This is a genomic window from Streptococcus sp. SS-4456, from assembly GCF_036680365.1.
Taxonomy (GTDB): Bacteria; Bacillota; Bacilli; order Lactobacillales; family Streptococcaceae; genus Streptococcus.
Window position 1 is genome coordinate 1 of record NZ_JAVIHI010000003.1, and the last position, 13,150, is coordinate 13,150.

Below are 13,150 nucleotides of genomic sequence, written 5' to 3' on the forward strand. Positions count from 1 at the left end.
CTCAAAATTCCTGTTTGGGCTAGCCCAAACAACTTAACCTCTGGAACTCTAGTTATCAATGAACTTGTTGCACTTGACTTGACAACGTGCGTATTTTGTACGATAGCCAATTTGTAAAATTTTTCCATCTTGAATCAAGAGAGGACGTTTAATCAACATACCATCATTAGCTAATAAGTCTAATGCTTGGTCCACTGTCAGACTATCAAATTTATCTTTCAGACCAAGTTCACGGTAGCTATTGCCGGAGGTATTGAAATACTTCTTCAAATCAAAACCCGTTGCTTCCATCCAGGATTTGAGCTGATCTGCACTGGGAGGAGTTGTCTTGATATCAATAGCTTCAAATTCCAAGCCCAAACTTTTCAGCTCTGCTTTTGCTGCTCGACAGGTCGAACATTTAGGATACTCATAATATAAAATCATTTTTTCACCTCAAAGTGTGGATTTTCATGTTGCAAGAGCCAGATCTTCTTGTCCAAGCCACCTGCATAACCTGTCAACTGTCCCTTTTGATTGAGAACACGATGACAGGGAACAATGATAGAGTAGGGATTACGCCCAATCGCTCCCCCCACAGCCTGACCAGAACCCTGACCAAGTTGCTGGGCAAGCTGCCCGTAGCTAGTAGTCTGGCCATGCGGTATCTCTTTTAATAGCTGCCAGACTTTTTCCTGAAATTCCGTTCCAATAGCATCAAGTTGAAGGTAAGAAAAATCCACTTCTTGACCTGAAAAATAAGCATCCAATAGTTGCTTTGTCTGGTCTAATATAGGATGTGAACCTATAACTGCCTGTTCTGTTAGCCCCCGTTCAAAAAACTTCTGGTCCTCAAACCAGGCACCGCGCAAGCCTTTATCACCGGCGACTAGGGATATTGCCCCTAGCGGACTCTGGTAGATTGTTTTTACATACATACCTAATTTTTATTTTTAATAACACGAACCTTGACAATAGCATCCGTTGCTTCAAAATTAGCAACCAAAGCGTCAATTTTACTCTTATCTGCCTCATCCAAGTCTAGCAAGGTATAGGCATAGTCACCTTTTGACTTGTTGATGATATTGTCAATGTTAATGCCCAATTCAGACACGGCTGTAGTAATTTTTGCTACCATATTTGGAATATTCTTGTTAATCAAGGTGATACGATAGGGAGCATCCAAAAATTGTTTGACATTTGGGAAATTGACTGAGTTAATGATTTCACCTGTCTCCATAAAGCGACGAATGGTCTGACCAGCTGCAATGGCACAGTTAAGTTCTGCTTCTTCTGTTGAGCCTCCAACGTGTGGGAAGACGATAATATTGTCCTTATTAAGCACCTCTTCGGTACCAAAGTCAGTAATGTACTTCTTGATAACCCCTGCTTCAATAGCTTCAAACAAGTCGGCATTGTTGACCAATTCACCACGGGCAAAGTTAATCAAGGTTGTCCCTTTTTTCATTTGACCAAAACTGTCCGCATTGAACAAATCACGGGTCTTATCCGTCAACGGAACATGGACAGTGATATAGTCGGCATTGGTAAAGATTTCCTTCAAATCATCTACTCGTTTGACGTGACTTGAGATACTCCATGCCGTTTCAATCGATACATAAGGGTCGTAGCCAAGAACATTCATGCCTAGACGGCGAGCATCGTTGGCAATACGAGCACCGATAGCACCGAGTCCGATAACACCAAGGGTTTTGCCTGAAATTTCAGTCCCTGCAAACTGCTTCTTACCTGCCTCAACTTGTTTTGGCACATCATCACCTGACAAGGTATTGGTCCAAGCTGTCGCTCCGATATAGTCACGCGCAGACAAGAGGATAGAGGCAATGACTGCTTCTTTTACGGCGTTGGCATTGGCTCCAGGAGTATTGAAGACCACAATCCCTTTCTCAGTTGCTTCTTCGATAGGAATATTATTTGTTCCTGCGCCAGCACGTGCAATGGCCTTGAGATTTTCAGGAAAATCAAAGCCATGCAAGTTTTCAGAACGGATGATAAAGGCATCTGGATTTGCTGCATGATCTCCGTCAATCTGGAAACGATTGCCCAATTCCTTGAGACCAACTTGGTTAATATTGTTAAATGTTCGTACGCTAAATACCATTATTCTTACCTAAAAAGGCGGAAGAGCCTCCGCCTGACTTTCTTTCATATTTTTAATTATTTCCAAGCAACCAACGATCGTCTTCACTAATCTCCTGATACAGACTGCGTTCGCTCTTATGCTTGATTTTTTGGTAGGCTAGTCGTTCACCGTCCAAGGGCACCTTGCCACAATAGACAAAACCTAGTTTTTCCAGAATATGTTGCATGGGCAGATTTTTCTCATGGGTGTCACAGCGGAAATCCGGTCCCTTTTGCCCTTCAATAATCCCTTGCAGGAAGGTCTGAACCACACCTTTCCCCTGATAGTCCTTAGCTACTGCCACTCGATGAATGGTTGTATAAAGGGGATTATTGTGCTGCCACTTGCCATCATAGATGGCTTCATAGGCAGCCTCGGTCCCACGAAAGACAGCCGCATAAACCGCAACTTTACCGTCCACCAGACCAACATAGCCCTTGCCACTTAAAATATCATCAATAATTATTTCTTGGTCAGGATAGACTCCTTGCCATTGGCTACTGCCAGAAGCTGCCAAGAAAGCCTTGGCCTGATCCATAATCTGACAAATTGATCCTACTTCATTGGGATGTGCAAGACGGATTTCCATTAGGCATTCTCCGCTGCAAATTTCTTCATGAAGTCAATCAAGTCGACCACACCTTGGCGTGGGAAGGCATTGTAAAGCGAAGCCCGCATACCGCCAACAGAACGGTGTCCCTTGATGTTCTTGAAGCCTGCTGCTGATGCTTCTTTAACGAACTTGGCATCCAATTCCTCGCTTGGTGAAACGAATGGAATATTGGCTACTGAACGCTCTTCTTTTTTACGAACAGGATTTTGGTAGAAATTAGACTGATCAATGTAGTCATAAAGCAAGCCAGACTTTTCGCGGTTGATTTTTTCCATTTCATCCACACCACCGATTTCTTTGACCCATTCAAAGACTAGCTTAGAAATGTAGATAGAGTATGCAGGCGGCGTGTTATATAGTGACTCATTTTCTGCTTGAATACGGTAGTCCAACATACTTGAAAGCATTGGTTGGTCGTTGAGGAAATCCTCACGCACAATGACAACAGTCACACCAGCAGGACCAATGTTCTTCTGAGCCCCTGCATAAATCATGGCAAAATCTTCTACATTGTAGCGAGCCGCCAAGATGTTTGAAGACATGTCACCGATAACTGGAACACCGTTGGTATCAGGTATATTGTAAACAGCCGTACCTTCGATGGTATTGTTGGTTGTCAAGTGCACATAAGCTGCGTTTGAATCGATATCGTTCTTATCAAAGGTTGGCAATTCTGCATAGGTAATATCTTCAGTAGAGCCCAACAAAATTGGTTCAAAGTCAATAGTCTTAGACAATTTTACAGCCTCAGTATAGGCTTTTTTGCCCCATGAACCACCTGCTAAATAGTAGGCTTTTTTACCTTGGGCAAAATTGAGAGGAATCATTGTAAATTCCAAAGATGCTCCACCTTGCAAGAAAATAACTTTATAGTTATCCGGAATAGCCATGAGTTCTCGCAGTGTTGCTTCAGCGCCTTTGATAATATCATCGAAGTCTTTGGAGCGATGGGACATCTCCAAAACACTCATTCCCGAACCATTGTAATCCAAGAATTCAGCTTGGGCGCGTTCAAGCACTGGTTTTGGCAATACTGCAGGACCTGCAGAGAAGTTGTAGATTGTCATAAAATCCCTCCAAAAATGTAATGTGTTCATTATATCACAAGAATTCAGAAAATTCCATAAAATATACTGAATTCTCAGAAAAGGTACGGAAAATTCCGAAAAACTAAAAAGACCAGGCTCAGCCTAGTCCATGATATACATCATATACTTCTTGTTTTTTGAGTTGGTAACGTTTGGCTACTTCCTTTATAGCCTGATTAGGTTTGCGTCCAGCTGCGATTTCTTTTTCAACCTCAGCTTTCAAATCCACATCATCTGCTGATGGCAATACTACTTCTCCAGCACCTGCCACAATAATTAAACACTCTCCCTTAAGAGGATTTTCTTCCAGATACTCTAGTAATTCGGAAATGCTTCCTCTCTGGTATTCTTCGTATAACTTGGTCAATTCGCGAACAACCGTTACCTGGCGATCTCCATAGACAGAAAGCATGTTCTCCAAGGTATCTGCAACACGATAAGGAGACTCATAGAAAATCTGCGTTTCAGGATAGGCACGCTTTTCTTGGTAAAAATCCTTTTGCTGCCCTGCTTTTCTCGGTAAAAATCCGTAGAAAATATGGGGTTGTGGTGCCAAACCTGAGGCAATCAAGGCTGTAATCCCTGCAGATGCACCGGGCAATGCCACAACAGGAATATTTTCTGCAATAGCTGCCTTTACTAAGTCATGACCAGGATCAGAGATAGAAGGTAAACCTGCATCAGAAACCTGCGCAATGGATTGACCTGACTTGAGCCAATCAATCAAGACAGGAATTTTTTCATGGGCATTGTGTTCATGAAAGGAAGTTTGCCGAGTATTTATCTCAAAATGTTTGAGCAGAAGTCCTGTGTTACGGGTATCCTCTGCTGCGATCACATCGACTTCTTTCAAGGTTTGAACAGCTCTAAAGGTCATGTCCTGCAAATTACCTATTGGAGTTGGAACCAAATAAAGACTCCCAAAACTTGTCTGCCCCTTAAATGATTTTTGTACTTTCATCTTAATCTCGATTCAATAATTCAATACAAAACATGCATGGCTCATCATTGTCCCTACGTTGTCCATAAGAAAAGGTACAGATATGGAAGCCATCTTCGTAAATATTTTCCAAATTTTCCTTACCAAAATTGGAAGACTTATGGCCTGTCTTATCTTCTTTTTCAAGACGCTCTCTTAGTTTAGAATTTTCTAAACGGAGAGTCGTATTTTCGTCAATGACACCCTGTAAATGTTTTTTTATGGCATCAACTTCTGCCAAGGTAGTCAATAGATTCTGTGAAAAATCATCAAGGGCATCAAAAATTTCTTTCTTATCCATGGTCTTCCTTTCTGTTTATTTTAGAGTCAAAAATTCTAAACTATTTTGTAGACTAACATTGGCCTGCCACATGTGTTTGGCTTTCAAGACTGCATCCATTTGTTCTCGTGCACTTTCCTCCATCATCTTCTCAGCCAACAATAAACTGAGCAAGTCAAACAAGCGCCCCTGCTCTGCTTTTTCCAAAGCCAATGCAACTAAAGTCCCTACCTGCAAATAAGCTTGATTAGGGTTGCCAAGGAGCAAATCAATAAACTTTTTGGACTGGCCAATTAAGTCTAGGAAATTCTTATTTTCTGCTAACTTTCTTGCCTCTTCTTGACTGGAGACCAATCGAGCCAATAGAGATGCTTCAGATTTCAACAAGCCCTCTTCTTCCAACATGCGTTCCAAGGCTGGCAGATTTTTAGGGAAACCAATTATCTGAGTCCGGCTCTTGATGGTTGGAAGCACTGCTTCTTCCTGATTGGTCAGGAGAAAAATATGAATGTCCGATTGAGGCTCTTCAATCACTTTAAGGAGAGAATTGGCTGCATTTGCATGCATTTTATCTGCATCCCTAATGATGAAAACTTGCTTACTAGATTCAAAACCAGATTGGGAAAAATTCTTGACCAATTCACGAACAGTTTCAGTCTTGATGATATTGCCCTGTGGAGCTAGCAAGGTCGCATCTGAAAACTCACCCGCTTCAATCAAACGACAAGTTCGACAATTCTGACAAGGTAACACACCTACTTTTTCCCCACAAAATAAGGACTGGCTGAGAATAATAGCCATCTCATAACTGGCAAAATCACCAGAAAACAGATAGGCATGGGCAAGACGATTTTGCTCTAAAATGGTAAAAAATCGTTGAAATACGATAGGCTGTAAAGCTTTTAGTTCCTCAATCTTCATGTTCTCTCTGCAAACCGTTTCTTAATGACTGCCAATGCATCTGCAACAACTGCTTCTAAGGGCTGACTAGCATCAATCTTGACCAAACGCTCTGGCTCTTTTTCTAAAATACTGAGATAGCCCTGCCGAACCCGCTTATGCATATCTGCCTTTTCCATGTCCAGACGATCCACATCTCGATCCGCATTGCGAGCAATTCGAGCTAGGCCCTCTTCTGCGTCAATGTCAAAATAGAGGGTCAAATCAGGTTTCAGACCATCAGTCGCAAACTGGTTGAGCCAATCAATATCAGCCACATCCAAGCCCCTTCCAAAGCCTTGATAAGCAATGGAAGAATCGATAAAGCGATCAATTAAAAGTAACTTGCCCTCAGCCAAGGGAGGTAAGATTTTTTCTTTCAAATGCTGACGACGGGCTGCGATAAAGAGTAAAAGCTCTGTCTTATCATCCATTGCAGTATTGGCAGGATTGAGAATAATATTGCGAATCTCCTCAGCAATGGCCACTCCACCTGGTTCTCTTGTTGTCACCACTTCTGGTACTAACTCCTGCAAGGCTGGTAACAATTCCTGCAAAACCGTTGTCTTTCCAGCCCCATCTGGACCTTCAAATGTAACAAAAAAACCCTTACTCATCTTTCCCTCACTTATTAGATATTCATTCCATTTTACCAAAAAATAGGCAAAAAATCACTTGAAAAATGGACTTGTTTTTTATATGAAAATCTTTTACAATTGATATATAGATTTCTTGGGAGGGCCTTATGATTCGTATAAAGAATATAGTCTTGATTTTGCTTGGTGCTGGTCTATTTGCCTTTGGACTAAATTACCTCATCATGCCCAATCGCTTGTTTGAGGGAGGAGCGACTGGACTAGCACTCATTATTTATTACCTATTCCATATTCAACCATGGGTAATGAATATTGTGATTAACATTCCCTTGTTTATTCTTGGTTGGAAAATATTAGGTAAAAAAACTCTCTATCTCAGTATTTTAGGGACCTTGGCTGTTACTGTTTGGCTGGCCATTTTTGAAAAAATCCCTTTCTCCATCAATCTCCAGCAAGACTTGATTTTGGTCAGTATCTTAGGAGGTATACTGATGGGGTTGGGGCTGGGAACCATCTTTCGTTCAGGGGGAACAACTGGCGGAAGTGATATTATCGCCCGCATCGGTCATAAATACACTCCATATTCTATTGGACAAATTATCCTAGCCATTGATATCCTAATTCTAACTTTAATTGTCATTGTCTTTAAGGATCTACGAACTGTCCTATATACCTTGATGATGGTAGCCATCGCTTCCCGTGTCATTGACTTTGTCACTGAGGGTGGATATGGTAGCAAGGGAGTGATGATTGTTTCACAAAAATCCGAACAACTTGCTCAAGCCATTGATAGTGAAATTGAACGCGGTGTTACCTTTATCAAAGCCCAAGGCTTCTACAGCAAGACCGATATCAATATGATCTACTCTGTCGTCTATAAAAGTCAATTACAAGAAATGAAGGAACTCATTCATCGCATCGATCCCCACGCCTTTATCACCATAACAGATGCACATGAAGTTTTAGGTGAGGGATTTACACTGGACCGTGATAAAAAACCTCTGGAACGTAACTAACATGAAAACTGCAGACTCAAAAAATCTGCAGTTTTTGTATTATTGAGTTGTTTCAAGTGGTTGTTCCGCAGATTGACCGCAGTTGTCAAAATTCCAGCAAATACGTTTTTTTATTCAGCTGGTTCAATTGGCTGTTCTGCCTCTGACTGAGCCGCCTTACCTTGATCCAATAAGGCAGCGATAATCTTTTGATCACGTAATTTAACAGAATCATTGATGGTTTCTGCAGAGCGGATAATGGCTGCTTCCAGCTCACGACGTTTTTGACGACCTTCGTCAATAGCCGCAATAATACCATTGTTCTGGGCGACCAAACTCTCTGCCAACTTAGTAACAGAAGCTACTGAAAGGGTTGGATTTTGAGCGGTGCGCTCCATCATCGGAATGGCTTCTTTTGATGTATCCGCTAGCATTTGAAGAGCTGCATTGTTGGCATTGACGATGGCATCTGCTGTCTGACTAGACTTGATAGACTGTTGGAGGATACCCAACTGGGCAATAGACAGCTTCATTGTCGGAATGGTATTGCGGCGCAACATACCTAGACGTTGCTTCATATCCGACGAAACTTTGACAAGGTTGCGCATTTGTGGTGTTGTTGTCCAGGCAACATAAAGGCGACTCATGTATTCTGAGTGTTGTTGTTCCAGAATATTTGCAACTTCCGTCACACGCGCCAGCTTTTCAGAAGCTACTTGATAATCTACCGTAGTTGGTTGCAGACCTGCCAAGCGTTCCTGCTCAGCTTTTGCCCGCTGGGCAGCCTCTTGACCAGTCGCTTCGATAAAGGCAATCACTCCGACTAGATTTTCAATAGACTTGGTATTGTTCTCAATCAAGAGCTCCGCAGATACGATGTTGCGGGACAAGACTTCTTCTTGCTTGACCACGCTGGCTGCCATGCTGTCCATTTTCTTTTCAATGGTCTGCGAATCAAAGTAAAATTCCTGCAAATCATTTTTTGTCTGCTTAAACAAGCGTTGGAAAAAACCTGGTTTCTTTTCCAACTCAGCAGTTGTCGCAATGTCCTTGTACTTAGCCACAAAGCCATTCAATTCACGGTTGGTGTTGGCCAAGAGCTCATCCACCTGTGGAATTTCAATCTTTTTCTGTTCAGACAGAATGTGGTTGACCGTCGCATTGACTTCCTCCACAGCTTCCTTGCCGAAGTCCAAGAGTGCATTCTGGTTGGCCAAGAAATTATCCACCAATTGTGGTGCTTTGGCACGGATGCCTGTCTGTTGTTCTGGGGTCAATTGAGCCAAGAAAGAGACCTTGGTAGTATCCCCAGCTGGTGTTGCTTGAATGATTTCCGTGGTCTTGTCCTTGGTTGACAAACTGTTGTTGGCAATCTGATCAATATCGAAATTAAATCCTGACATCTTATCCCTCTTTCTTCTTCATCATGCGCAGGCTGATTTCAAAATCCTGCATATCTGCTTCGTTAAATTGTTTAATGGTATCGTCCAAATCCCTGTCAAAGGTTTCCAGAGCCAGCTTGGCCTGGGCCAGTCGCTCCTCTGCATTGAAAAAATCTTTTGGAGATTCCTTGATTTTCAAATAACCTTGTAAAATATCCCTAAAGCGGCTCATATTGGCTTCATGAATAGCTGTCAACTCTTCCCGCTTATCTGGCATATTTTCAAGTTTTTCCAGTATAACTTGGTTGTCCCTTTGAATATTGCAATAAGTTTCAAGAATTTCAGGAGCCAATTCTGCAATATAGGCTTGCTCGTCCCCAGGTTTAGCTTGCCTAGGAGGACGCTCACTTTTCAGATTATCATGACTTTCAGTAAAGGAGGAAGTCTGCTCAGGTATTTTTAATTGATATTTTAGTTGCAAGGTATCGACAATTTCCTTGCTTTGAAAGGCATCCAGGTATTTGCCATTCTTTTGATACAATTGGTCTAATTCAAATAATTCTCCCAAGATGCGACTACGCAAGCTTAAAACTGCTTTATCCTCACCATTTTCCGCCAACAATTGCTGGTGTTTTTCAAAACCAGACCGAATACTGAGTTGGAGGGTCTGCAAGCGGTTGATTTTATCCCCATGCAAAAAACGGTTGATATTATCACGCTGGAAAAGCTTACCAAGCATTGGTAAGACAACTTTCCCTAGAATTTTGAACAAACCGAAGACTAGAACAAGCAGGATACTCTCTATATCGTCATCTCTATACTTTTTGTATTTCTTATATCCCATACTTCCTCCTCTCGTAATCCCTTTTATTATACCATATAACTAATTTGTCTAGTCAAAACTTCTTTACAAAAAGAAGAAAAAGCCGAGAAATCTCGACTTTTAGATATTTTTTGCAACAGTTGGTACTAGACTATCAATTTGCAAACCCGCACCCTCGAATAGGCTACGAACTTCTTCTACATCTACCTTACCATCAATTTGGACTTCAATCACAACCTTGCCTGACTTAGTCGCTAGTTGGACAGTAGAAACAATATTATATTCTTTATCAGCTACCAGACGGATGATTTTTTCTAACTCCCCTGCCTTATTTTCCACAAGGAAACGTGCACGAACACCTTCTTCGCCATAACCTGACACATGGAGAAAGGCTGCAAATACATCTCGGTCAGTAATGACGCCATAGAGTTGTCCATTATCCACTACAGGCAAGATACCGACCTTGTTTTTGTACATAAGATAGACAGCATCTTCCAAACTAGCATAGCCTGAAACAGTGATGACATTTTTTATCATGACATCCTTGACCTTAGTCTTGTTCAGAAGATAGTTCATCTCGTAGATAGATAAACTGGTTGCCTTAGATGGACTGGCTTCAGCAATGGTTCCTTCCGTCACCAAGCCGACTAATTTGTCATTTTCAATTACAGGCAAACGGTGCAGGCCTTGCTCACGCATCAAATCAGCCGCATGGGCAATGGTTGTATCTGGTGAAATGTAAACAACTTTGCGGGTCATAAAATCTTTAACTGACATAGGATTTCCTCCTCGTATTTTCCTACTTCAATTATAGCACAATGAGAAAACGATTTCAATATTTTGTGAAAAGAAATGAAAATTAGGGCGGATAATCAGCAGAAAGATTTGCTAAGCCAAGACCTCTTTTATTGAAGGGAGACTAGACAGCTACTGTTCTCCATTTTGACTTCCTCCTCTGTCCATGTCTTTCTATCCAGCAGGTGTTCTGCCTTTTCAATAACATCTGATGTAGCTTGACTAAATTTCGATTGGCAAATAGTAAAAATGTAGGCGAAAGCAAGAAGACTTAGATAATCTCCAAAATCTTTTAACTATCTAAAAACTTTCTAAAATTTTATCAATCTTAACCATCGCTTTATCATAGATAGCCTGAGCCTGACTTGGATTAGCAGATTGCCCTTCGATAAAGACCTGATGAATGTCTTCAAAGCCTAAAAATTCAAAGATAGATTTAATATACTGGGCGGCTGGATCCTGACCTGCATAAACACCACCATTGGACTGGATGTGCAGGAGTTTTTTTCCTTTGACCAATCCGATAGATCCTTCCGGTCCATACTTGAAGGTCTGGCCTGCTACATTGATGGTATTGACCCAGGACACCAGCTGACTGGGTACATTGAGGTTCCATAGAGGGTTGATGACGACAATAGCATCTGCGGCTAAAAATTGCTTAGTTAACTCATTATAGCGTTCTAGACGTTCGGCTTGTTCTGGATTGATTTCTACTCCCTTCTTAGCTGCTTCCATTGCTTCAAATAGGGGCTTGTCCAAGGCTGGAATCTGGTCCTCAAAGACATCCACTACTTCTATCTTATCCTCTGGGTGCAAACTGGCGTACCGAGTTTGAAACTCTTCCAAGGCTCGTAAGGCGTAGGATTTTTGTGCATCGAGGGGATGGGCTTTTACAATCAGTAGAGTTGCCATAATATTTCTCCTTATTATCACTAATTATCGGTAGTTCTATTCTACTCTTTTTGATTTGAATTTCAAATCACCTGCTCACAGCAAGAGGCTGGTCAACCAGCCTCTGCTTTTCTTGTTTGTTTCTTATTTTAAATAAGTATAAGCAACGCAGCCTAAACTATCAACAGCCGTAAAACCGAGTGCTTCATAGAATGACCTTGTTTTCTCAGTATTATCCGTCAAAAGATGAAGCTGATAAATACCTTGAAAGTATGCAATAGCTTGTTCCAGGAGTTGGCGTCCAATCCCTTGTCGCTGATAAGCGGGCAGGACTAAAATATCCTGAATGAAAACGATTGAATGCCCGTCACCAACTGCTCGCAAGAGACCCGCTAGACGGTCACCGTCAAAGGCAGCAAGAACAAACAGGCTATGTTTCAAGGCCTTCTGTAACATGGTAGGCCGGTCAGTATAATTTGTCCAACCAACTGAATCATAGATTTCAAGGACTGCTTGAAAATCAAGTTGAGGATTTTGTTTGTAAGTAATCATGTCTTTCTCCTTTGTATTGTTTTTTAGAATACAAAAGCTTTATCCATTGTCAAAATGCCCATAGTCAACCCTCCTGTTTTACTACTTCTAGTATAACAAAAACTGCTCCAATTATGAAGCAGTTTTGTAACGACGATAAAAATAATAGAGACTCAAGGTTATGACAGATATACCAAACAAAATCAGCACAAGGATAGATAGGGATGGTGAGCCTATTAGACTAACTAGCAACAATAATCCACCAATAATGAAGAGATAGCCTGCCTGCTTTCTTCCCTTTCGTTCTATTTCATTGGTCTTGCTATCCAATTCCTCCTTGGGTAAATAATTCCCTATTAGCATATAGACGATAGCCAGCAGTCCAATGACAAGCCTACGGTAATCTAATTCTCCTCCTAAATTATACCAGAGTAAAGAAACTTGAATGATGAGAGCCAGTAGCGGAAAAAGCCATTTGACCACTCGAATGACTGGTGTTTTCCCTATCCCTTTCACATCATAAAGTACACAAATGAATAGGTGAACACAAAAGAATAGTAGCGGTGTCAAAATTGTCACCATATACTTGGCCATAGTGCCATTTGGCTCACCATTTACCCAAAAATGCGTTACCATGGTATCCGGCAATGCTCCATAGTAATAAATCGTCAATAAAGCAATCAGTAGGAATATACTAGAAGTTGCAAATAAGGTTTTTATGTCAATTTTCTTCATCTTGTTGCCCTCCAAAACTTGCAATCCAAACCAAGACTTCTTCAAAGACCGTATAGTTTAGACGATAATAAATAAAATTTTTCTGCTTTTCCTCCAAAATTAATCCAGCTTTTTTCAAAGTGGATAAATGATGAGAAACTGTTGCTCCTGTTAATTGAAATTGTTCTACAATTTCCCCAGCAGACTTCGGCCCCGACTTAAGACTATCTAGAATTTGCCTACGAATAGGAGCAGAAATTGCCTTCAAGGTTTCAGACAATCCCATAATAAGCCTCCTTGTCCATCTATTTAGAAATATTTCTAAATAGAATTATACTCTGTTTTTATTGTTTGTCAAGAACTATTTCGATTATTTTCTAAATAGATTTCAAAAAAAACAGA

The 13,150-nt window shown here is 41.2% G+C and carries 17 protein-coding genes; 1 reads left to right on the forward strand and 16 read right to left on the reverse strand.

Annotation, left to right across the window (positions count from 1 at the left end):
• Positions 1-48: 48 nt before the first annotated feature.
• The 9 genes from RFK25_RS01270 to tmk form a co-directional block, all read right to left on the reverse strand.
• Positions 49-426: an arsenate reductase family protein gene (locus RFK25_RS01270; RefSeq protein WP_332410862.1), complete on the reverse strand. Its 378-nt coding sequence runs from the start codon at positions 424-426 to the stop codon at positions 49-51.
• Positions 423-917: a methylated-DNA--[protein]-cysteine S-methyltransferase gene (locus tag RFK25_RS01275; protein ID WP_332410864.1), complete on the reverse strand. Its 495-nt coding sequence runs from the start codon at positions 915-917 to the stop codon at positions 423-425. Before RFK25_RS01275 ends, RFK25_RS01270 begins: the two co-directional genes overlap by 4 nt.
• Positions 918-919: 2 nt before the next feature.
• Positions 920-2,101 carry a phosphoglycerate dehydrogenase gene (locus RFK25_RS01280; RefSeq protein WP_332410866.1) on the reverse strand — a complete coding sequence of 394 codons (1,182 nt, stop codon included), beginning with the start codon at positions 2,099-2,101 and terminating at the stop codon, positions 920-922.
• 52 nt (positions 2,102-2,153) lie between these two features.
• Complete coding sequence (locus RFK25_RS01285; RefSeq protein ID WP_332410870.1) at positions 2,154-2,711, reverse strand: GNAT family N-acetyltransferase; 558 nt, start codon at positions 2,709-2,711, stop codon at positions 2,154-2,156.
• Positions 2,711-3,802, reverse strand: coding sequence for a 3-phosphoserine/phosphohydroxythreonine transaminase (gene serC, locus RFK25_RS01290; RefSeq protein WP_332410872.1), 1,092 nt, complete (start codon positions 3,800-3,802; stop codon positions 2,711-2,713). The genes RFK25_RS01285 and serC overlap by 1 nt, the downstream gene beginning before the upstream one ends.
• A 118-nt stretch (positions 3,803-3,920) precedes the next feature.
• On the reverse strand, positions 3,921-4,784 hold the full coding sequence (rsmI, locus tag RFK25_RS01295; RefSeq protein WP_332410874.1) for a 16S rRNA (cytidine(1402)-2'-O)-methyltransferase: 864 nt from the start codon (positions 4,782-4,784) through the stop codon (positions 3,921-3,923).
• Position 4,785: 1 nt separating this feature from the next.
• Complete coding sequence (gene yabA, locus RFK25_RS01300; protein ID WP_044763240.1) at positions 4,786-5,103, reverse strand: DNA replication initiation control protein YabA; 318 nt, start codon at positions 5,101-5,103, stop codon at positions 4,786-4,788.
• Positions 5,104-5,118: 15 nt separating this feature from the next.
• Positions 5,119-6,003 (reverse strand): DNA polymerase III subunit delta', encoded by an 885-nt coding sequence (locus RFK25_RS01305; RefSeq protein WP_332410877.1) that lies wholly within the window; start codon positions 6,001-6,003, stop codon positions 5,119-5,121.
• Positions 6,000-6,638: a dTMP kinase gene (gene tmk, locus RFK25_RS01310; RefSeq protein ID WP_332410879.1), complete on the reverse strand. Its 639-nt coding sequence runs from the start codon at positions 6,636-6,638 to the stop codon at positions 6,000-6,002. The genes RFK25_RS01305 and tmk overlap by 4 nt, the downstream gene beginning before the upstream one ends.
• Before the next feature lie 128 nt (positions 6,639-6,766).
• Here tmk and RFK25_RS01315 point away from each other — a divergent pair, with 128 nt between their 5' ends.
• On the forward strand, positions 6,767-7,633 hold the full coding sequence (locus RFK25_RS01315) for a YitT family protein (protein ID WP_332410882.1): 867 nt from the start codon (positions 6,767-6,769) through the stop codon (positions 7,631-7,633).
• A gap of 110 nt (positions 7,634-7,743) precedes the next feature.
• Here the strand turns inward: RFK25_RS01315 and RFK25_RS01320 are convergent, their stop codons facing one another.
• From RFK25_RS01320 to RFK25_RS01350, 7 genes are all read right to left on the reverse strand, one after another.
• Entirely contained in the window at positions 7,744-9,015 is a 1,272-nt protein-coding gene (locus tag RFK25_RS01320; RefSeq protein ID WP_332410885.1) for a toxic anion resistance protein, read from the reverse strand.
• A gap of 1 nt (position 9,016) precedes the next feature.
• Complete coding sequence (locus RFK25_RS01325) at positions 9,017-9,838, reverse strand: hypothetical protein (RefSeq protein ID WP_332410887.1); 822 nt, start codon at positions 9,836-9,838, stop codon at positions 9,017-9,019.
• Positions 9,839-9,937: 99 nt separating this feature from the next.
• Positions 9,938-10,594 (reverse strand): CBS domain-containing protein, encoded by a 657-nt coding sequence (locus tag RFK25_RS01330; protein ID WP_222328611.1) that lies wholly within the window; start codon positions 10,592-10,594, stop codon positions 9,938-9,940.
• 318 nt (positions 10,595-10,912) lie between these two features.
• The gene (locus RFK25_RS01335; RefSeq protein ID WP_332410889.1) at positions 10,913-11,524 is read right to left on the reverse strand and encodes an FMN-dependent NADH-azoreductase; all 612 of its coding nucleotides are present in this window, start codon (positions 11,522-11,524) and stop codon (positions 10,913-10,915) included.
• Between the two features lie 123 nt (positions 11,525-11,647).
• Complete coding sequence (locus RFK25_RS01340) at positions 11,648-12,055, reverse strand: GNAT family N-acetyltransferase (protein WP_332410890.1); 408 nt, start codon at positions 12,053-12,055, stop codon at positions 11,648-11,650.
• Between the two features lie 111 nt (positions 12,056-12,166).
• A complete protein-coding gene (locus RFK25_RS01345) occupies positions 12,167-12,769 on the reverse strand; it encodes a DUF1648 domain-containing protein (protein WP_332410892.1) in 603 nt (200 codons plus the stop codon).
• Positions 12,756-13,034 (reverse strand): autorepressor SdpR family transcription factor, encoded by a 279-nt coding sequence (locus RFK25_RS01350; protein ID WP_002936205.1) that lies wholly within the window; start codon positions 13,032-13,034, stop codon positions 12,756-12,758. Before RFK25_RS01350 ends, RFK25_RS01345 begins: the two co-directional genes overlap by 14 nt.
• Between the last annotated feature and the right edge of the window lie 116 nt (positions 13,035-13,150).

Bases quoted from the DNA above. Each gene is read 5' to 3' on its own strand.
- RFK25_RS01275 (WP_332410864.1), bottom strand. From the start codon at position 917: ATGTATGTAAAAACAATCTACCAGAGTCCGCTAGGGGCAATATCCCTA.
- serC (WP_332410872.1), bottom strand. From the start codon at position 3,802: ATGACAATCTACAACTTCTCTGCAGGTCCTGCAGTATTGCCAAAACCA.
- rsmI (WP_332410874.1), bottom strand. From the start codon at position 4,784: ATGAAAGTACAAAAATCATTTAAGGGGCAGACAAGTTTTGGGAGTCTT.
- tmk (WP_332410879.1), bottom strand. From the start codon at position 6,638: ATGAGTAAGGGTTTTTTTGTTACATTTGAAGGTCCAGATGGGGCTGGA.
- RFK25_RS01340 (WP_332410890.1), bottom strand. From the start codon at position 12,055: ATGATTACTTACAAACAAAATCCTCAACTTGATTTTCAAGCAGTCCTT.
- RFK25_RS01330 (WP_222328611.1), bottom strand. From the start codon at position 10,594: ATGTCAGTTAAAGATTTTATGACCCGCAAAGTTGTTTACATTTCACCA.
- RFK25_RS01325 (WP_332410887.1), bottom strand. From the start codon at position 9,838: ATGGGATATAAGAAATACAAAAAGTATAGAGATGACGATATAGAGAGT.
- RFK25_RS01270 (WP_332410862.1), bottom strand. From the start codon at position 426: ATGATTTTATATTATGAGTATCCTAAATGTTCGACCTGTCGAGCAGCA.
- RFK25_RS01320 (WP_332410885.1), bottom strand. From the start codon at position 9,015: ATGTCAGGATTTAATTTCGATATTGATCAGATTGCCAACAACAGTTTG.
- RFK25_RS01285 (WP_332410870.1), bottom strand. From the start codon at position 2,711: ATGGAAATCCGTCTTGCACATCCCAATGAAGTAGGATCAATTTGTCAG.
- RFK25_RS01335 (WP_332410889.1), bottom strand. From the start codon at position 11,524: ATGGCAACTCTACTGATTGTAAAAGCCCATCCCCTCGATGCACAAAAA.
- RFK25_RS01345 (WP_332410892.1), bottom strand. From the start codon at position 12,769: ATGAAGAAAATTGACATAAAAACCTTATTTGCAACTTCTAGTATATTC.
- yabA (WP_044763240.1), bottom strand. From the start codon at position 5,103: ATGGATAAGAAAGAAATTTTTGATGCCCTTGATGATTTTTCACAGAAT.
- RFK25_RS01280 (WP_332410866.1), bottom strand. From the start codon at position 2,101: ATGGTATTTAGCGTACGAACATTTAACAATATTAACCAAGTTGGTCTC.
- RFK25_RS01350 (WP_002936205.1), bottom strand. From the start codon at position 13,034: ATGGGATTGTCTGAAACCTTGAAGGCAATTTCTGCTCCTATTCGTAGG.
- RFK25_RS01315 (WP_332410882.1), top strand. From the start codon at position 6,767: ATGATTCGTATAAAGAATATAGTCTTGATTTTGCTTGGTGCTGGTCTA.
- RFK25_RS01305 (WP_332410877.1), bottom strand. From the start codon at position 6,003: ATGAAGATTGAGGAACTAAAAGCTTTACAGCCTATCGTATTTCAACGA.